This window comes from Promicromonospora sp. NPDC019610 (assembly GCF_044389365.1).
GTDB lineage: Bacteria > Actinomycetota > Actinomycetes > Actinomycetales > Cellulomonadaceae > Promicromonospora.
Genome location: NZ_JBIRXX010000003.1, coordinates 733,445 through 752,223 on the forward strand (window position 1 = coordinate 733,445; position 18,779 = coordinate 752,223).

Below are 18,779 nucleotides of genomic sequence, written 5' to 3' on the forward strand. Positions count from 1 at the left end.
CCGCTACATCGGAAGGAGCTCTCGTGGCAGAGCTGAGCGTGGACCTCGTGTCCCTGGACCGCAAGGTCTGGAGCGGCGCGGCGACGCAGGTGAGTGCGCCGTCCGCCGACGGCCAGATCGGCATCCTGGCGAACCACACGCCGCTGCTGGCGGTGCTTCGCCCCGGTACCGTCAAGGTGCAGACGGCGTCGGGCCCGGCCGTGGAGGCCCAGGTCACCGGCGGCTTCGTGTCCGTGGACAACAACCTCGTCACCCTCGTGGTCGACGAGATCTCCCTGGTCTGAGGGAGAGCGCGCGTGCCGGGCGTCGTATGGATCGCGATTGCGGTACTCGGGGCGCTCGCGCTCGTGATCGCGGCCGGGATCTCCCGGCTGCGGACCCTCTCCCGGAGGGTCGGATCGTTCGACTGCAGTGCCCGGGCGACCGGTAACCCCGAGGGTTCCTGGACGCCGGGCATCGCGCAGTACGCGGTGGGCCGGATCGAGTGGTGGCGGTGCTGGTCGCTGTCACCCCGTCCGGCCCGCACGTGGTACCGGGAGCGGCTCACCGTGACGAGCCGCACCCCGCTGGACCCGGACGAGCGTGGTCAGGGCGACCACTACCTCGTCCAGTGCCGGTACGACGGGCTCGACTTCGAGCTCGACCTCGCTGCCGGCGACTACTTCGGCCTCGCCTCCTGGCTCGAGGCCGCCCCTCCCGGACGACAGGATCTGGTTCTCTGATGCGGCTGGTCGTGGCAGACTGCTCCGCCCTCTACACGGGCCGCCTGACCGCGATGCTCCCGCCGGCGACGCGGCTGCTCGTGGTCAAGGCTGACGGCAGCGTGCTGATCCACTCGGACGGCGGCTCGTACAAGCCGCTGAACTGGATGAGCCCCCCGTGCACCCTGACGGTGCGCGAGCCTTCCGCTGAGGCCGCCGAGCGCGGGGTCACCGAGGTGTGGACCGTCCAGCACGCCAAGTCGGACGACCGGCTCGAGGTCGAGCTGTTCACCGTGCACAGCGACTCCGCCCACGACCTGGGCATCGACCCGGGCCTCGTGAAGGACGGTGTGGAGGCGCACCTGCAGGAGCTGCTCGCCGAGCAGATCGCGCTGCTGGGCGCCGGGCACACCCTGGTCCGGCGCGAGTACCCCACGGCCATCGGCCCGGTGGACATCCTCGCGCGGGACGGCTCCGGCTCCACCGTCGCGGTGGAGATCAAGCGCCGCGGCGACATCGACGGCGTCGAGCAGCTCACGCGGTACCTGGAGCTGCTCAACCGTGACCCCCTGCTGGCCCCGGTCCAGGGGGTCTACGCGGCCCAGGAGATCAAGCCGCAGGCCCGCGTCCTGGCGAAGGACCGCGGCATCAAGACGCTTCTGCTGGACTACGACGCCATGCGCGGCGTCGACGACCCGACGTCCCGCCTCTTCTAGGACTCACCCCTTCCGCTGAGTGCGGGCTATCTGCGGCTACGAAACGATTCGATGCCGCAGATATCCCGCACTCAGCGGGGCAGGGTGGGGTGTGGTGGGTGGCAGGATGTCCGTGTGTCTGAATCCCTTGTCGTGCGTGGGCGGTTGGTGCTGAGTTCTTCCGTGGTGGACGACGGCGTGCTCGTCGCCCACGGCGGGCGCGTCGCGTTCGCGGGGTCGGTGGTCGACGCCCTCGAGGCCGGCCACGGACCCGCCCTCGACGGTGTGCCGCCCGCACCCGGGACGTTCGTGCTGCCGGGGCTCGTGGACCTGCACAACCACGGCGGGGGCGGCGCCTCGTTCCCGGACGCCACCTCGGCCGACGAGGCGATGGTCGGGGTGCTGGAGCACCGCGCCCACGGCACCACCACCCTGCTCGCGTCGCTCGTGACGGCCCGGCCGGAGGTGCTGCTGCGGCAGGCCGCGGTGCTGGCCGAGCTCGCCGAGGCGGGCGAGATCGAGGGCCTGCACGCGGAGGGGCCGTTCCTCTCGTACCGGCGCCGGGGCGCCCACAACCCGGCTGACCTGCAAGAAGGCAGCGTCGAGCTGGTCCGTGACCTGGCCGCGGCCGCCCGGGGACACCTGCGCACCATGACCGTCGCGCCGGAGGTGCCCGGCGTGACGGGACCCGGGGGCGTCGCCGAGGCGCTGGTCGAGGCGGGCGTGCTGCCCTCCCTGGGCCACACCGACGGCAGCACCGAGCAGGCCGAGGCGCTGATCGAGCAGGTCACGGCGGCGCTGCGGGCGGCGGGCCACACGGCGGACCACCCGGCGGGCCGGACACCCGGACCCATGACCGCCACCCACCTCTTCAACGGCATGCGCCCGCTGCACCACCGCAAGCCGGGTCCGATCGCGGCCTGCCTGGCGGCGGCGTCCCGCGGCGACATGGTCGTCGAGCTCGTCGGCGACGGCGTGCACCTCGACCCCGCGACCGTCCGCTCGGTGTTCGACACGGTGGGCCCGGACCACGTGGTGCTCGTGACCGACGCGATGGCGGCGGCCGGCGTGGCCGACGGCCGCTACGAGCTGGGCCCGATGTCGGTGGTGGTGCACGACGGCGTCGCCCGGATCGCCGCTCCCCGGGCCGCCCCCGGCGAGCCGGAGGAGGAGGGGCCCATCGCCGGCGGCACGGCGCACCTGATCGACGTCGTGCGGCACGCCGTGCGCGGCGGCGTCCCCCTGGTCGACGCCGTGCGCTCGGCGACGGCGGTGCCCGCCCGGGTGCTGGGGCTGGCCGGCGAGGTCGGCACCCTGGCGCCCGGTGCCCGCGCCGACGTGCTGGTCACGGACGCCGACCTGCGGCCCGTCCGCGTGCTGCGCCACGGTGTTGACGTCGATGTCGCCGGGGCGTAACTCGTCGCTGTTAGCGTTCCGGCCATGACGTCTCCCGTTTTCCGGCCCGGTCAGACGGTGGTACGCCGCGAGATCATGCGCGGCGAGCCCTGGATCGCGATCCCGCAGGTCTGCGTGCAGGACGACGGCGACCTGCTCGTCACCTACACGCCCGGCGGCACACCGCTGGCGTACCCGGCCTCGGGCACCTTCCCGGTGGGGGAGCACCCCTGGAAGCTGGCGGGCAGCACGCGCTGGCGCGGCCACGGGCGCCTCGAGCTGCACTGGGCCGGCGTGGAGCACTCCCTCTTCCTGTTCTGGGACGGCCCCGAGCGTGCGTTCCAGGGCTGGTACTTCAACCTGGAGGACGCGCCGCGCCGCACCGCGATGGGGTTCGACACGCTCGACCACGAGCTGGACGTGTGGTGGGCGGCCGACGCCGAGACCTACGAGTTCAAGGACGTCGTCGAGTTCGAGGAGACCGGCCCCGACCGGTACCCCGGCCGGATGGAGCAGATCCGCGCCGAGGGCGCCCGGATCGCCGGGCTGCTCGACGCCGGCGAGCTCTGGTGGGACAAGGCCTGGGCCGACTGGACGCCCGACACCTCGTGGGAGCCCCGCGAGGTGCCGGCCGGCTGGGAGGGCGTGCCGTTCGAGGCGCGCTGACCGACGACCTGCCGGCACGGCCGAATCGCCCGGAGATACCACCCCAATTCCGGTGGCAACCCGGGTCGCGGGCGCTACGGTCGGACCGTGCCCTCTTCCGTCCCGCCCGCCTCCACGCCCCGACCCGCCGCACCGCCGCCCGGCCCGGGCTCCGCCGGCCCGGCCGACGGCCTGCCCGACCGCCTCCCGCGCGCCTACCGCGCCGACCCCCGCTGGCCGGTGGTCACCTCACGCCTCACGCTCCGTCCAGTCGCCCCGGACGACGCGGAGGCGTTCTTCGCCTGGCGCTCCCGCCCCGACGTGGTGCGGTTCATGTACCAGCCGCCCTGGGACCGCCAGACGGCGGACGTGAAGCTCCGCACCTGGTCGAGCGCACCGTTCGAGGAGCCGGGCGACGTGCTGGTGCTCGCCGTCGAGTCGGACGGCGACGTCATCGGCGAGACCATGCTCAAGTGGGCGGTCGGTCCCCGGCAGGCCGAGGTCGGCTATGCCCTGCACCCCGACGTCGGCGGCCACGGGCTGGCCACCGAGGCCGTGCGGGCCACCCTGCGGCTGGCCTTCGAGTCCTACGGCTTCCACCGCGTGTTCGCGCGCATCGACGAGGAGAACCTCCCGTCCGTCCGCGTGGTCCAGCGGCTGGGCCTGCGGCAGGAGGCCCGCCTCGTGGAGAGCGACGTGCGCGACGGCGGATGGTCCACCGAGCTGGTCTTCGCCATCCTCGACCGGGAGCACGCCGAGCGCGAGCTCAGCTGAGGGCCAGCTCGGCCCGCACCCGCAGGTCCCCGGCCGACGGCCCGGACGCCACCGTGTACGTGCCCGGCTGCAGCACCATGGCGCCGTCGTGCCGGACGGCGAGCGCGCCCAGGTCCAGCGGCACCGGCACCTCGGCGGTCGCGCCCGGGGCGAGCCGCACGCGCGCGTGGCCCAGGAGCTGGCGCCGGGCGGCAGGCACCGGCAGGTCGGGCGACAGGCCGTGCACGGCGACGAGCTCGTCCACAGGGCGCTCGCCGGTGTTGCGCACCGCGACCACGGCGGTGATCCCGTCGCCCTGCTCCGGCCCGGCCCCGCCGGTGGCGCCGGTCCCGCCGGCCCCGCGTTCCAGCCGCAGGCCCTCGTAGGCGACGGTCGTGTAGCTCAGCCCGTGCCCGAACCAGTACGCGGGCTCGCCCGCCAGGTGCCGGTAGGTGACGCCCTGGCGGGCCACGTCGTAGTCGAACAGGTCGCCCACCTGGGCCTCGGTGGCCGGCCAGGTCTGCGCGAGCCGCCCGTACGGCTCCGCATCGCCGGACAGCACGTCCACCAGGCCGTTCCCGGCCTCCTGCCCGCCGTGCGCGGCCCACACCAGCGCCCCGGTGCCCGCGCCGTCCTCCCCAGCCGGCGCGTCGGGCACCCCCGGTCCCAGCACGTACGGGTACGACGACGTGATGACCAGCACCGCCGCCGGGCACGCCTCGCGCGCGACCCGCCAGGTCTCGGCCATCTGCTCCGGCAGCGCGAGCGACGTCCGGTCCTCGGTCTCGCGCCCGCCCAGGTGCGGGTCGTTGCCCACGGCCACGAGCACGACGTCGGCGGCCGCCGCGACCCGGGCCACCTCGGCGTGCCCCGCGACGACGGTGCGCCACGCGAACCGCTCGGCGTCCGCGAGCCGTGTCGCCTCGGCCACGAGCAGCCCGGACCCGAGCTGCACCCGGACCCACCGCCCGCTCGCGACGTGCAGCAGCGACCACGTCCCGTCGGCGTGGTGGTGCCGCCGGAACGACTCCTGCACCACCCAGCCGCCGACCCGTTCGGCGTCGGCGGCCAGGATCCAGCCCGCGCCCGTCAGGAGCCGGCCCGAGGCGACCGACCGGAGCGTCAGCAGGCCGTCGCCCCAGTCGGTCATGTCCAGGTGGGTCGCCGGCCCGGCGTCCGGCGCGGACACGCTCACCTCGCCGTCGGCGGTGACCGTCACGTACCGGCCGGAGGACGTGGCGCGCAGTGCCACCCGGTCCGCGCCGTCGACGACGTCCACGACGGCGCCGGGGTAGCGCTCCGCGACGGCCCGGGCGAGCGGGACGGCGTACGGCGGGGTGCCGGAGTACCAGTCGGTGAGCACCCGGTCGGCCAGGGGGCCGACGACGGCGATGCGGCCGGGCGCGCCCAGCGGCAGCGTCCCGTCGTTGCGCAGCAGCACCACGGACTTCGCCGCCGCCTCGCGCGCCAGCACCCGGTGCTCGGGCAGGTCGATCGCGTCGGGGCCGATGCCCGCGTACGGGTCCGCGCCGCTGTCGAGCTCGCCCGTGCGCAGCCGCAGCTCCAGCAGGCGCAGCGCAGCGGTGTCGACGTCGTCCTGGGTCAGCAGCCCGGCCGCCAGGGCCTCGCGCAGCCGGTCCAGCGTGAGCGACGGGTCGGTGTCGTTGTCCGTGAACGAGTCGAGGCCCGCGCGCACGGCCGCGGCGTGGGCCTGGGCGTGGGAGTCGAAGGCCCGCTGGACGGTGACCAGGAAGGTGGGCGCGCCGGCGTCCGACACCACGGCCACCGACCCGGGCGCCCACGAGCGCAGCTCGGCCAGCAGGTCGCCCGACGTGTGTGCCGGAACTCCGTTGACCAGGTTGTACGACGGCATCACGGCGCCGGCGACACCCGCCTCGACCGGGCCGCGGTAGGCGGGCAGCTCGTACTCGTACAGGGTGCGCTCCGACAGGTTGGACGACGTCGCCGAGCGGTCGGTCTCGTTGCCGTACCCGAGGAAGTGCTTGAGCGCCGGGACCGTCTTCCAGACCGTCGGGTGGTCCCCGCGCAGCCCGGAGCAGTACGCCGTCGCGAGCTGCGAGACGAGCCGCGGCTCCTCGCTGTACCCCTCCTCGCCGCGGCCCCACGCGGGGTGCCGCAGCGGGTTCACCACGGGCGCCCAGACGTTCAGGGAGACCGCCGGGTCGGCGGCGTGCTTGGCCCGCAGCTCGGTGGCGACCAGGTCACCGAGGCGGCGGAGCAGGTCGGTGTCCCACGTGGCCCCCAGACCCACGGGCTGGGGCAGCACGGTGGCGCGGCCGAGCCACGCGACGCCGTGCAGCGCCTCGGCGCCCGTGTGGAAGGGGGCGAGGCCGAGCCGCTCGATCGCGGGCTGGTGCTGGTGCAGCAGGGTCAGCCGTTCGTCGGGCGTGAGGCGGTCCAGCAGGTCGCGGGCCCGGTCGGTGAGCTGCGCGGCGGGGTCGCGGAAGAGGGGGTGCATCTGGTTCGGCACGTCGTCGTGCTCCCTTGGCGTCGGGGTGGCGCGGGCGGTCTGCGTCCGGTCGAAGAGTAGGCCCGGTCCTCGAAACGGTTCAATGGTCAATTGCCCAATTCTGGGCGAATCATTGCCTCGACTTCTGCGTTTGCCCTACTGTTCTGGCAACGATGGAGGTCGAAGCGCTTCGACGTCGAGGTGTCCGAATCTCCAACGTGTCCGGGCACACAGACGTGCCGCGCTGTCCACAAAGGAGTGAAGAGCCATGACAGGACCCCACCTGACCGGCGGGCTCAGCCGCCGGTCGTTCCTCGGTTTCCTCGCGGTCGGCGCCGGCGTCGTCGGCGTCCCGTCCCTGCTCACCGCCTGCACCACGGGCGCGGCGGGTCCCGCGCAGGGCGGCGCCACCGTGAGCTCGGGCGTGCTGCCCACCTACGTGCCGGTCGAGTACGTCAAGCCGGACTTCCCCTCGGTCAACGGCTCCACCGCCGGTTATGCCGCGATCCCGGACGAGCTGGTCACGGCCTTCGAGACGCCGCCCGGGTCGGGCGGCAGCTACACCGCGATGACGCCGCTGTGGAGCGCCATCCCCAAGACGTCCGGCAACCCCTACTTCGACGCCGTGAGCGAGGCGATGGGCACCACCGTCGAGTTCCAGATCTCCGACGGCAACACCTACGGCGACAAGCTCGCGGCCGTGCTCGCCTCCGCGAAGGACGTGCCGGACTGGGTCTGCGTGCCCACCTGGAACTTCCCGCCGCGGTTCGCGCAGGCCGTCGACGCCCTCTTCGAGGACCTCACGCCATACCTGTCCGGCGACAACGTCACGAAGTACAAGAACCTCGCCAACATCCCCACGGACGCCTGGCGCTACGGCGTCTTCAACGACAAGCTCTACGGCCTGCCGTTCCCCGGGGAGCTGGTCCACCTCGCGACGTTCTACCGGGCCGACCTCTTCGCCGAGCTCGGCATCACCGAGCAGCCGCGGGACGCCGACGAGTTCATCGAGCTCGCCAAGGAGCTGACCGACCCGGGCAGGAAGCGCTGGGGCTCGGCCGACCAGTGGATCACGGCGAACATGATGTTCGCGGTGCCCCCGGAGAAGGGCTGGAAGCTGGCCGACGACGGTTCGCTGGTCAGCCGCGTCGAGTCCGAGGAGTACCGGGCGGCGCTGGACTGGCAGGCCCGGCTGTACAGGTCGGGCGCGGTGCACCCGACGGCCGTGGCCGACAAGCCCGAGGAGATGAAGCCCCTCTTCGAGTCGGGCGAGATCCTGATCGTCAACGACGGCGTGGGCGGCTGGCACGAGTCCCTGGGCCGCGTGCTGCCGAGCAACCCGGGCTTCGACCCGCGGCCGTTCGACCCGTTCGCCCACGACGGCGGCACGCCGCGGATCTGGAAGGGCGCCCCGGCGGACATGTTCTCGTTCCTGAAGAAGCGGGACGACAAGGCGCAGATCGAGGAGCTCCTGGCCGCCGCCGACTTCCTCGCCTCGCCGTTCGGCACCACGGAGTTCCAGCTCGTCAACTTCGGCGTCGAGGGCGAGCACTACGAGATCGACGGCGACGGCCTGCCCCGCGCGACGGACGCCGCGGCCGACGACGTCGCGCCGTCGTACATCTTCCTCGTGGACCCGCCGAAGGTGAACGCGCAGGTGCAGTTCGAGGGCTACGTCGAGGCCTACTGCACGTGGATGGCCGCCGCCTCCGAGTACGTCGAGGAGCCCCTCTTCTACGGCCGGCAGATCACGGAGCCGTCGCAGTTCGCGTCACTCGGCACGCCGTTCGTCGACCTGGAGAAGGACATCGCGCGCGGCCGTAAGACCCTCGCGGACCTGGACGACGCCGTGGAGACGTGGCGCAGCAGCGGCGGTGAGGAGCTGCGCGCGTTCTACCAGGACATCCTGGACGAGCAGTGAGCACCTCGACCTCACCGGCGTCCGGCCCGCCGGCCGCGGCGCCGCGGCGCAGGGTCCCCTGGACCGTCCGGGCGCGGCGCGACCGCACGCTGCTGATCATGGTGGCCCCGGCCGTGCTGCTGCTGGCCGTGTTCGCCTACGTGCCGATGCTCGGCAACGTGGTGGCCTGGCAGGACTACTCGCCGTACGTCGGCATCCGGGAGAGCCCGTTCATCGGGTGGGCCAACTTCGCGCGTGTGCTCACCAACCCGCTGTTCCTCGACGCCGTGGCGAACACGCTGGTCATCACCGCGGTCCAGCTCGTGTTCTTCTTCCCGGTGCCGATCGTGCTCGCGCTGCTCCTGAACAGCGTGCTGTCACCGGGGCTGCGCACGACCATCCAGTCGATCGTGTACCTGCCGCACTTCTTCTCCTGGGTGATCGTCGTGACGATCTTCCAGCAGATCTTCGGCGGGGCCGGGATGGTGGCGAGCCGGCTGCGGGAGGCGGGGTACACGGGCTTCGACCTGATGACCAACCCCGACACGTTCCTGCTGCTGCTCACGGCGCAGTCCGTCTGGAAGGACGCGGGCTGGGGCATCATCATCTTCCTCGCGGCGCTGGCCACCGTGGACCCCCAGCTCTACGAGGCGTCCGTGGTCGACGGCGCGGGCCGGTGGCGGCGGATGTGGCACGTGACCCTCCCCGCGCTGCGGCCGGTGATCATCCTGCTGCTCATCCTGCGGCTGGGCGACGCGCTCACCGTCGGGTTCGAGCAGCTCATCCTCCAGCGCGGTGCCGTCGGCACCGACGTCGCGGAGGTGCTCGACACGTTCGTGTACTACCAGGGCGTCGTGAACGGCGACTGGGCCTTCGCGGCGGCCGCGGGGCTCGTCAAGGGCCTGGTGTCGCTCGCCCTGGTGCTCGGGGCCAACAAGCTCGCCCACCTGGTGGGCGAGGCGGGGGTGTATCAGCGCGCATGAGTGCCGAGACCGACAACGAGAACGAGACCCGGACGACGCCGACGCCGGCGCGGCCGGCGCCGTCGTCCACCACACCTGGAACGAGCCGGCCCCGGCAGCCGACGAGCGGCCCGAGCCGGTACCGCGCCCTGTTGCGCGGCCGGAACCGGCCGGTCTGGGAGGAGGACCCCAACCCGCTGGGGCTCCTGGTCAAGGGGGCGGCGCTGCTGCTCATCGTGGCCACGGTCGTCTATCCCCTCTACACGGTGGTGCTCACCAGCCTGTCGACCCAGGCGGACATCACCCGGTCCGGCGGCCTGGTCACGGTGCCGGGCGGCCTGACGTTCGCGGCCTACGAGCAGATCCTGTCCGGCGGGATCGTCACGCGGGCCACGGTCGTGAGCATCGGCATCACCGTCGTCGGCACCGTGCTCTCGACCACGGTGTCCGTGCTCGCGGCGTACGGCCTGAGCCGGCCGGGCTCCTTCGCCCACCGGCCCATCCTGTTCGTCTTCCTCATCACCATGTTCTTCGGCGCGGGGATGATCCCGACGTACCTGCTGGTGAGCAACCTGGGGCTGATCGACAGCTACTGGTCGCTCATCCTCCCGGGGGCCGTGAGCGCGTTCAACGTGCTCATCCTGCGGGCGTTCTTCATGGGGATCGACCGGTCCATCACGGACGCGGCCAAGATCGACGGCGCGGGGGACTGGCGCATCCTCGGGCAGATCGTGCTGCCCATGTCCAAGGCCGTGGTGGCGGTGGTCGCGCTGTTCTACGGCGTCGGCTACTGGAACGCGTTCTTCAACGCGATGCTCTACATCAACGACAACGCGAAGTGGCCGCTGCAGCTCGTGCTGCGGTCCTACGTGCTGCAGGGCGTGACGCTGCCGGGCAGCGGCGTCGGCCAGGTCGACGTGGCCGACGGCGCCGTGACCGGCCTGCCGGTCAAGATGGCCGTGATGGTGCTGGCGATCGTGCCGATCCTGGTCGTGTACCCGCTGGTGCAGCGGCACTTCACGAAGGGCGTGATCTTCGGGGCCATCAAGGGATGAGCGGCGGCCCGCTCCCGCCGTCAGCCGTCCTCGGCGGCGGGGCCGGGCGCCGAGCTCTCGCGTTCGGTCAGCACGGGGGCGAGCAGCCGGGTCTCGGACGGCTGCTCGCCCTCGAGGCGCGCCATCACCATGTCCACGGCCACCTTGCCGATGCCCTCGGCGGGCAGGTCGATGCTGGTCATCGGGATGCGCTGGGACAGCGCCACGTCGGTGGGGCAGACCGCGACCACCGACATGTCCCGGCCGACCACCAGGCCGCGCTCGGTCAGCCGGGACAGCACGTGGGGCAGGGCGCCCTCGTTGTGCACCACGATGCCGGTCGTGTCCGGGGCGGTGGCCAGCAGGGTGTCGACGGCGGTCGAGGCGCCCGACGGCGACGAGTCGCACGCCTCCACCTTGACCGTCACGCCGGAGCTGCGGGCCTGTTCGCGCAGGCCCCGCATCATCCGCTCGGCGTAGGAGGTGTGCCGCCGCAGCACCTCGGGCGGCGAGCCGATGAGCGCCACGTCGGTGTGGCCCGTCTGCGCGAGGTGCCGCACGGCGAGCCGGCCCGCGGCCTCGAAGTCGAGGTCCACGCAGCTCAGGCCCTCCGGGTCCTGCGGCAGGCCGATGAGCACCGTGGGCTGCTTGGCGGCGGCCACCAGGGGTACGCGCGGGTCGTCGGCCTCGATGTCCATCATGACCAGCGCGTCCACCATCGATCCGCCGGTCACGCGGTCCAGGCCGCTCACGTCGTCCTGGGTCAGCAGCAGCACGTCGTGGTCGAAGTCGCGCGCCCGCGTGACCACGCCCGCCACGAACTGCATGATGACCGGCACGTTCACGCCCACGCGGAGCGGCGCCATCAGCGCGATGACGTTGGTGCGCGCGGACGCCAGCGCCCGGGCGCCGGCGTGGGGGCGGTAGCCGAGCTTCTCGATCGCGCGCTCCACCCGGGCCCGGGTGGGTGCGGAGATGGGGCGCTTGCCGGACAGCACGTAGGACACGGTCGAGGTCGACACCCCTGCCGTCCTCGCGACGTCGTCGATCGTAGCCACGGTGCTCCCTTCGGGTCGGTGCCGGTGCAGGTAGCGCGCGGTGCCGGCACACCAGTGTGCCGCATGCTGGGGAAGCGCTTCGACAGAAGACTAGCGTTCTGCACTGAAAGAGCCACTGGACATGTGTGAGAGTCTGGGTTTAGCGTGTTGAAACGCTTCGACGATCCGGACGCGGCAGTCCGGACGTGGACCAAGGAGATGCAATGAGGCACAAGCGGACGATGACGGTCGTGGCGGCGGCGATGGCCGGCGCCATGGCACTGGCCGGATGCACCGGCCAGGGCGGCGGCGGTGGCGACACCGACGACAGCACGCTCACCATCTGGCACTACGAGAACGAGGACTCGGCCATGGGCAAGGCCTGGGCCAAGGCCATCGAGATCTTCGAGGAGGAGAACCCGGACGTCACGGTCGACGTCGAGAAGCAGACGTTCGAGCAGATCCAGAAGAACGCCAAGATCGTGCTCACGGGCGACGACGTGCCCGACGTCATGGAGTTCAACAAGGGCAACGCGACCGCGGGCCAGCTCGCGGCCCAGGGCCTGCTGACCCCGCTGACCGACGCGGCCACCGAGCGCGGCTGGGACGAGAAGCTGTCCGGCTCGCTCGCGACCACGGCGACGTACGACGAGCAGGGCCTCATGGGCTCCGGCGAGTGGTACGGCGTGCCGAACTACGGCGAGTTCGTGGGCGTCTACTACAACAAGGAGATGCTGGCCGACCTCGGGCTGGAGGTGCCGACCACGCTCGACGAGTTCGAGGACGTGCTGGCCGCCTTCAAGAAGGAGGGCATCACGCCGCTGGCCGAGGCCGGCGCCGAGTACCCGCTGGGCCAGCTCTGGTACGAGCTCGTGCTCGCCTACGGCGACCGCCAGCTCGTGGACGACTACCAGCTCTTCGCGAACGACGTCGACTTCCACAACGACGCGATGACGCAGGCCACCGAGAAGCTCGACGAGTGGATCGACAAGGGCTACATCGCCTCCGACTCCGCGGCCCTGACCGCCGAGGACATGGGCGTCTCGTTCATCGACGGCACGTACCCGCTCATGGTCAGCGGCTCCTGGTGGTTCGGCCGCCTGGTGACCGAGACCAAGGCCGACTGGGGCCAGTTCAACTTCCCGGGCAACTCGCTGCACACCGGCTCGTCCGGCAACCTCTGGGTGGTCCCCGCCAACGCCGACTCCCCGAGCCTGGCCGAGGAGTTCATCGACATCACGCTGCGCCCCGAGGTGCAGGACGTGCTGGCCACCGAGGGCGGCCTGCCCGTGGCCGGCGACCCGTCCGTGATCGAGGACGAGCGTACGCGCGAGCTCACCGAGAACTTCCAGGCGATCCTCGACGAGGACGGCCTGGCGTACTACCCCGACTGGCCCGTGGCCGGCTACTACGACGTGATCGTCAGCGAGCTGCAGTCCCTGGTCAACCGGTCCAAGACGCCGGCCGAGGTGCTGGACGGGCTGCAGAGCTCGTACGACGAGGGCAAGGCCGACCTGCTCGATGGCTGACACCGCCGTGACCGACCGGCGCGCACGGGCGGACCAGCGCCCGCGCGCGCCGCGCGGAACGCGCCGTCGTCGGGCGCAGTGGGTGGCGTACCTGCCCTACCTGCTGCCCGGCGCGGTCGCGTTCGTCGTGGTCATCGGCTACCCGCTGGTGACCAACGTGTACTTCAGCCTGTTCAAGTGGCGCGGTGGGATGGCGCCGCTGCGCTGGAACGGGCTGGGCAACTACGTCGACCTGCTGGGCGACGACAAGTTCTGGACGTCGTTCGGCAACTCGCTCGCGATGATCGTCGCCATGGTGCTGGTGCCCACGCTGCTGGGCCTGGTGCTGGCGGCGGTGCTGTTCGACTACCTCGGACGGCGGTTCGGCGAGCGCGTCTCGTCGGTGCTGCGGGCCACGTACTACCTGCCCCAGATCCTGCCCGTCGCCGTGGCGGGCGTGCTGTGGAACTGGATCCTGAACTCCCAGACGGGCGCGCTCAACGTGATCCTGCGGGGTATCGGCATCGAGTCCCCGCCGAACTGGCTGGGCGAACCGACGACGGCCCTGCCGTCGGTGATGCTCGTGCTGATCTGGGTCCAGATGGGCTACCCCGTGGTCATCTTCATGGCGGCGCTCCAGCGCGTGGACCCCGAGCTGTACGAGGCGGCGGAGCTCGACGGCGCCGGCTGGTGGGACCGGTTCCGGGCCATCACCGTGCCCCAGATCCGCCCCGAGACGTTCGTGGTGACGCTGACCTGCACCGTGGCGGCCCTGAAGGTGTTCGGGCCCATCTACGTGCTGACGCGCGGCGGGCCCGAGAGCTCGACACTGGTGCCCAGCTACTACTCGTACCTGAACTTCTTCGACAAGTCCCAGGTCGGCTACGGGTCCGCGATCGCCACGGTGCTCACGCTCGTGATCGTCGCCGTGGCCCTGATCATCCTCGGCCTGCAGAACCGGGCCGAACGACGTGAGAGGGAGGGGGTCTGACATGGCCGTCGCCACAGACCTGCGACCCGCCGCCCGATCGCCCCGGGCGCGGGCCGCCGCGATCGACTCCCGCTACCGCCGCGGGACGGGCCGCTGGCTCGTGCTGGCCGCCGCCGTCCTGGTGGGCCTCGCCGTGCTCGCGCCGTTCGGGATCATGCTGCTCAACGCGTTCAAGTCGCCGCAGGACTACGCGGCCAACGGGCCGCTGTCCCTGCCGTCGGGCCTGTTCCTCGACGGCGTGGTGGCCTTCTGGGAGCGCACCGACTTCCCGGTCAAGCTGTGGAACTCGGTGTTCATCTCGGCCGTCGTGGCCGTGCTGGGCGCGCTGCTGTCGCTGCTGAACGCGTACGCGATCGGCATCGGCCGGGTGAAGGGGCGGCTGTGGATCGTCGCCCTGTTCCTGCTGGCGAACATGCTGCCGCAGGAGGCGCTGATCTACCCGCTGTTCACCATGGCGCAGTCCGTGGGCCTGTCGAACTCGCAGTGGTCGGTGATCATCATCTTCACCGTCATCCAGTCGGCGTTCGGCACGTACCTGCTGTCGTCCGTGCTCGGCACGTTCCCGCCCGCGCTGCTGGAGGCGGCCGCCCTGGACGGCGCGAGCCGCTGGCGCATCCTCTGGCAGGTCGTGTTCCCGATCGTGCGGCCCACGCTCTCGGTGCTGATGATCTTCTTCTTCATCTGGACCTGGAACGAGTTCTTCATCCCGCTGGTCATGCTGACCAGCAACGACACCCAGACCATCCCCATCGCCCTGGCCTCCCTGCAGGGCGACCGGATGATGGACGCGCCCACGATCAACGCGGGCTCGCTCGTGTCGCTGGTACCGGCCGTCATCTTCTTCCTGATCTTCCAGCGCACCCTGACGCGCGGCGTGACCGCCGGGGCGGTCAAGTGACCGCGCTCCACCACGAAGCCACCCAGACACGAGTGAGGCCCCAGCCATGAGATTCACCGACGGCTACTGGCAGCTGCGCCCCGGCGTGGACGTGCTCCGACCCCGCGACGTCGACGCGGTCGAGGCCGGCGACGACACCCTGACCGTGTACGCGCCCACCGCGCCCATCACCAAGCGCGGCGACACGCTGAACCGCCCGGTCGTGACCGTCACGTTCGACGCCCCGGCCGACGACGTCATCGGCGTGCGCATCGAGCACCACCAGGGCCGCCGCGACCCCGGCCCGCACTTCGCGGTGAACCGGGAGCCGGGCGTGGTCAAGGTGGTGGCACCCGCCGCTCCGGGCGAGGGCCCCGCCGAGCTGACGTCGGGCGGCCTCACGGCCCGCGTCTCGACCGACGGCGAGTGGCAGGTCGACTTCGTGGCCGGCGGCACGGTGCTCACCACCTCGTCGGCGCGGAGCGTCGGGCTGGCCAGCACGCCCGAGGGCGACTTCGTGCACGAGCAGCTCGGGCTCTCCGTGGGCGAGCACGTCTACGGACTGGGCGAGCGGTTCGGGGCGTTCGTGAAGAACGGCCAGAGCGTCGACGTCTGGAACGAGGACGGCGGCACCGCGAGCGAGCAGGCCTACAAGAACGTGCCGTTCTACCTGACCGACCGCGGCTACGGCGTGTTCGTGGCCCACCCCGAGAAGGTCTCGTTCGAGGTCGGCTCCGAGGTGGTCAGCCGCACCCAGTTCTCCGTGCCGGGGCAGTCGCTGCAGTACTACGTGATCCACGGGCCCACCCCGGCCGAGATCCTGCGCCGGTACACGGCGCTGACAGGGCGGCCCGCCGTCGTCCCCGCCTGGTCGTACGGGCTGTGGCTCTCCACGTCGTTCACCACGGACTACTCCGAGTCCACGGTCATGAGCTTCGTCGACGGCATGGCCGAGCGGGACATCCCGCTGTCCGTGTTCCACTTCGACTGCTTCTGGATGCGCCAGTTCCACTGGTGCGACTTCGTGTGGGACCCCGCCACGTTCCCGGACCCCGAGGGCATGCTGGCCCGGCTGCACGAGCGCGGCCTGAAGGTCTGCGTCTGGATCAACCCGTACATCGCGCAGCGCTCCCACCTGTTCCGCGAGGGCGCCGAGAAGGGCTACCTGGTGACCACGGCCGACGGCGACGTCTGGCAGTGGGACAAGTGGCAGGCCGGCATGGCGCTGGTCGACTTCACCAACCCCGAGGCCGCCGCCTGGTACCAGGACAAGCTGCGCGTGCTGCTGGACCAGGGCGTCGACTGCTTCAAGACCGACTTCGGGGAGCGCATCCCCACCGACGTCGTCTGGCACGACGGGTCCGACCCGCAGCGGATGCACAACTTCTACGCCTCGCTCTACAACAAGACGGTGTTCGACCTGCTGGAGCAGGAGCGCGGCACCGGCGAGGCCGTGCTGTTCGCCCGGTCCGCCACGGCGGGCACCCAGGCCTTCCCGGTGCACTGGGGCGGCGACTGCGAGTCCACGTTCGTGTCCATGGCCGAGTCCCTGCGCGGCGGCCTGTCGCTGTCGCTCTCCGGGTTCGGCTACTGGAGCCACGACATCGGCGGCTTCGAGGGCACGCCCGACCCGGCCGTCTTCAAGCGGTGGACGGCGTTCGGCCTGCTGTCCTCGCACTCGCGCCTGCACGGGTCGAGCTCGTACCGCGTGCCGTGGGCGTTCGACGACGAGGCCGTCGACGTGACGCGCAAGTTCACCCGGCTGAAGATGCGGCTCATGCCGTACCTCGGTGGGGCCGGTGCCGAGGCCGCCGGGGCGGGGCTGCCCGTGATGCGCCCGATGGTGCTGGAGTTCCCGTCCGACCGGAGCGCCGCCACCGTGGACACCCAGTACATGCTGGGGTCGTCGCTGCTGGTCGCGCCCGTGTTCGGCGAGTCCCGCGCCGAGTACTACGTGCCCGAGGGGGAGTGGACGCGCCTGCCCGAGGTGGCGGCGTCCGACCTGGCCCTGACCGTCCCAGGGTCCCGCTGGGTCACGGAGGAGCACGGCTTCGACACCCTGCCGGTGCTCGTGCGGCCGGGCACGGTGCTGCCCGTCGGCGCGCGCGACGACCGCCCGGACTACGCGTGGGCCGAGGGCGTGACGTTACGCTGCACCCGTCTGCCCGAAGGGTTCGACGAAGAGATCCTGGTCCCCGGTGGCACCGGCGCCCCGGCGACGTTCCGTGTGCGGTACGAGTCCGGCGTCGTGCACGTGACCAGTGCTGACGCTCCTGGCGAATGGAGCGTCGAGAACGAAGGCAAGACCGTTCGGGCCACCGGCCCGGGAGAGGTGGCACTGTGAGTGCACGGAAGTTCCCCACGGATTTCCTCTGGGGATCGGCGACCGCGTCGTACCAGATCGAGGGCGGCGCGACCGAGGGCGGGCGCGGCCCGTCCATCTGGGACACGTTCTCGCACACGCCGGGCCGGACGCTGAACGGCGACACGGGTGACGTCGCCGACGACCACTTCCACCGCTGGCAGGAGGACGTCGAGCACATCAAGAACCTGGGCCTGGGCGCCTACCGGTTCTCGATCGCGTGGCCGCGGGTACAGCCGGGCGGCTCCGGCGAGTTCAACGCCGAGGGCATCCGGTTCTACTCGGACCTCGTGGACGGCCTGATCGCCGCGGGCGTCAAGCCCGTCGTCACGCTCTACCACTGGGACCTCCCGCAGGAGCTGGAGGACGCCGGCGGCTGGACCAACCGCGAGACCGCCTACGCCTTCGCGCGGTACGCCCGCAAGATGGCCGAGGAGCTGGGCGACCGCATCGACGTCTGGACCACGCTCAACGAGCCGTGGTGCACGGCCTACCTGGGCTACGGCTCGGGCGTGCACGCGCCGGGCCGCACCGAGCCCCTCGCCGCGCTGCAGGCGGTGCACCACCTCAACCTGGCGCACGGCCTCGCCGTCCAGCAGATCCGCGAGGTGCTCGGCGACTCCGCCAAGACGTCGATCACGCTGAACCTGCACGTGTTCCGGCCGGACGACCCGTCGTCCGCGGTGGACCAGGGCGCCGTCCGCACGGTGGACGCGCTGGCCAACCGGGCCTTCCTCGGGCCGGTCCTGGAGGGCGCCTACCCCGCGGACCTGCTGGAGAACACCGCGTCGGTGACCGACTGGTCGTTCGTGCAGGACGGCGACCTGGAGGCCATCGCGCAGCCGCTCGACGTGCTGGGCGTCAACTACTACTCGACGGCGCGCGTGCGGCACTTCTCCGGCGAGGGGGAGCGGCAGCAGGCCGACGGGCACAAGGACTCGGCGGGCACGCCGTGGATCGCGGCCGACGACGTCGAGTTCCTGCCGCAACCCGGCCCGTACACCGCCATGGGCTGGAACATCGAGCCGGCGGGTCTTACGGACCTGTTGGTCTCGCTGCGCGACACCTACCCGGACCAGCCGCTCATGGTCACCGAGAACGGCGCCGCGTTCGCTGACACCGTCGTGGTCGAGGACGGCGTGGCGCGCGTGCACGACGTCGAGCGCGTCGCCTACCTGCACGACCACGTCGAGGCCCTGGGCCTCGCCCGTGACCAGGGCGTGGACGTGCGCGGGTACTTCGCGTGGTCGCTGCTCGACAACTTCGAGTGGGCCTACGGGTACGACCGCCGGTTCGGCATCATCCGCGTCGACTACGAGACGCTGGAGCGCACCTGGAAGGACTCGGCGCACTGGTACCGCCGTCTGGCCACCACCAGCACGCTGCCGTCGGTGGACGAGGTCTCGCCGGCCTGACCTCCTGGCGGGGTAGGTGCTGACTTCGGTCGGT

The 18,779-nt window shown here is 71.8% G+C and carries 16 protein-coding genes; 14 read left to right on the forward strand and 2 right to left on the reverse strand.

Annotated elements, in window-relative coordinates:
* Positions 1-23 precede the first annotated feature (23 nt).
* The 6 genes from ACH45N_RS24370 to ACH45N_RS24395 all read left to right on the forward strand — a co-directional run bounded on the left by ACH45N_RS24370 (position 24) and on the right by ACH45N_RS24395 (position 4,210).
* Entirely contained in the window at positions 24-284 is a 261-nt protein-coding gene (locus tag ACH45N_RS24370; protein WP_397398527.1) for a F0F1 ATP synthase subunit epsilon, read from the forward strand.
* A gap of 12 nt (positions 285-296) precedes the next feature.
* The gene (locus ACH45N_RS24375) at positions 297-722 is read left to right on the forward strand and encodes a DUF2550 domain-containing protein (protein ID WP_020017630.1); all 426 of its coding nucleotides are present in this window, start codon (positions 297-299) and stop codon (positions 720-722) included.
* Entirely contained in the window at positions 722-1,417 is a 696-nt protein-coding gene (gene nucS, locus ACH45N_RS24380) for an endonuclease NucS (protein ID WP_397398528.1), read from the forward strand. The genes ACH45N_RS24375 and nucS overlap by 1 nt, the downstream gene beginning before the upstream one ends.
* A 114-nt stretch (positions 1,418-1,531) precedes the next feature.
* Positions 1,532-2,812, forward strand: a complete 1,281-nt coding sequence (locus ACH45N_RS24385; protein ID WP_397398529.1) for an N-acetylglucosamine-6-phosphate deacetylase — start codon at positions 1,532-1,534, stop codon at positions 2,810-2,812.
* Positions 2,813-2,836: 24 nt separating this feature from the next.
* Complete coding sequence (locus tag ACH45N_RS24390) at positions 2,837-3,457, forward strand: DUF402 domain-containing protein (RefSeq protein ID WP_397398530.1); 621 nt, start codon at positions 2,837-2,839, stop codon at positions 3,455-3,457.
* A gap of 87 nt (positions 3,458-3,544) precedes the next feature.
* Complete coding sequence (locus ACH45N_RS24395; RefSeq protein WP_397398532.1) at positions 3,545-4,210, forward strand: GNAT family N-acetyltransferase; 666 nt, start codon at positions 3,545-3,547, stop codon at positions 4,208-4,210.
* Here ACH45N_RS24395 and ACH45N_RS24400 read toward each other — a convergent pair.
* Complete coding sequence (locus ACH45N_RS24400; RefSeq protein ID WP_397398533.1) at positions 4,203-6,680, reverse strand: beta-glucosidase; 2,478 nt, start codon at positions 6,678-6,680, stop codon at positions 4,203-4,205. The genes ACH45N_RS24395 and ACH45N_RS24400 overlap by 8 nt on opposite strands.
* Before the next feature lie 247 nt (positions 6,681-6,927).
* On the opposite strand from ACH45N_RS24400, the gene ACH45N_RS24405 reads away from it, so the two are divergent.
* From ACH45N_RS24405 to ACH45N_RS24415, 3 genes are read left to right on the forward strand one after another with little or no spacing between them, the layout of a single operon-like run.
* Positions 6,928-8,580: an extracellular solute-binding protein gene (locus ACH45N_RS24405; RefSeq protein ID WP_397398534.1), complete on the forward strand. Its 1,653-nt coding sequence runs from the start codon at positions 6,928-6,930 to the stop codon at positions 8,578-8,580.
* The gene (locus ACH45N_RS24410; protein ID WP_397398535.1) at positions 8,577-9,542 is read left to right on the forward strand and encodes an ABC transporter permease; all 966 of its coding nucleotides are present in this window, start codon (positions 8,577-8,579) and stop codon (positions 9,540-9,542) included. Before ACH45N_RS24405 ends, ACH45N_RS24410 begins: the two co-directional genes overlap by 4 nt.
* A complete protein-coding gene (locus ACH45N_RS24415; protein ID WP_397398536.1) occupies positions 9,539-10,576 on the forward strand; it encodes a carbohydrate ABC transporter permease in 1,038 nt (345 codons plus the stop codon). The genes ACH45N_RS24410 and ACH45N_RS24415 overlap by 4 nt, the downstream gene beginning before the upstream one ends.
* 20 nt (positions 10,577-10,596) lie before the next feature.
* On the opposite strand, the gene ACH45N_RS24420 is transcribed toward ACH45N_RS24415, so the two are convergent.
* Positions 10,597-11,613, reverse strand: a complete 1,017-nt coding sequence (locus tag ACH45N_RS24420) for a LacI family DNA-binding transcriptional regulator (RefSeq protein WP_377229602.1) — start codon at positions 11,611-11,613, stop codon at positions 10,597-10,599.
* Positions 11,614-11,816: 203 nt separating this feature from the next.
* On the opposite strand from ACH45N_RS24420, the gene ACH45N_RS24425 reads away from it, so the two are divergent.
* From ACH45N_RS24425 to ACH45N_RS24445, 5 genes are read left to right on the forward strand one after another with little or no spacing between them, the layout of a single operon-like run.
* A complete protein-coding gene (locus tag ACH45N_RS24425) occupies positions 11,817-13,121 on the forward strand; it encodes an ABC transporter substrate-binding protein (RefSeq protein WP_397398537.1) in 1,305 nt (434 codons plus the stop codon).
* A complete protein-coding gene (locus ACH45N_RS24430; RefSeq protein ID WP_397398538.1) occupies positions 13,114-14,091 on the forward strand; it encodes a carbohydrate ABC transporter permease in 978 nt (325 codons plus the stop codon). Before ACH45N_RS24425 ends, ACH45N_RS24430 begins: the two co-directional genes overlap by 8 nt.
* A 1-nt stretch (position 14,092) precedes the next feature.
* Positions 14,093-14,989: a carbohydrate ABC transporter permease gene (locus tag ACH45N_RS24435; protein WP_397398539.1), complete on the forward strand. Its 897-nt coding sequence runs from the start codon at positions 14,093-14,095 to the stop codon at positions 14,987-14,989.
* A 46-nt stretch (positions 14,990-15,035) separates the two neighbouring features.
* Positions 15,036-17,312, forward strand: coding sequence for an alpha-xylosidase (gene yicI, locus ACH45N_RS24440; RefSeq protein WP_397398540.1), 2,277 nt, complete (start codon positions 15,036-15,038; stop codon positions 17,310-17,312).
* Positions 17,309-18,745 carry a GH1 family beta-glucosidase gene (locus ACH45N_RS24445; protein WP_397398541.1) on the forward strand — a complete coding sequence of 479 codons (1,437 nt, stop codon included), beginning with the start codon at positions 17,309-17,311 and terminating at the stop codon, positions 18,743-18,745. The genes yicI and ACH45N_RS24445 overlap by 4 nt, the downstream gene beginning before the upstream one ends.
* The last annotated feature ends 34 nt before the right edge of the window (positions 18,746-18,779 follow it).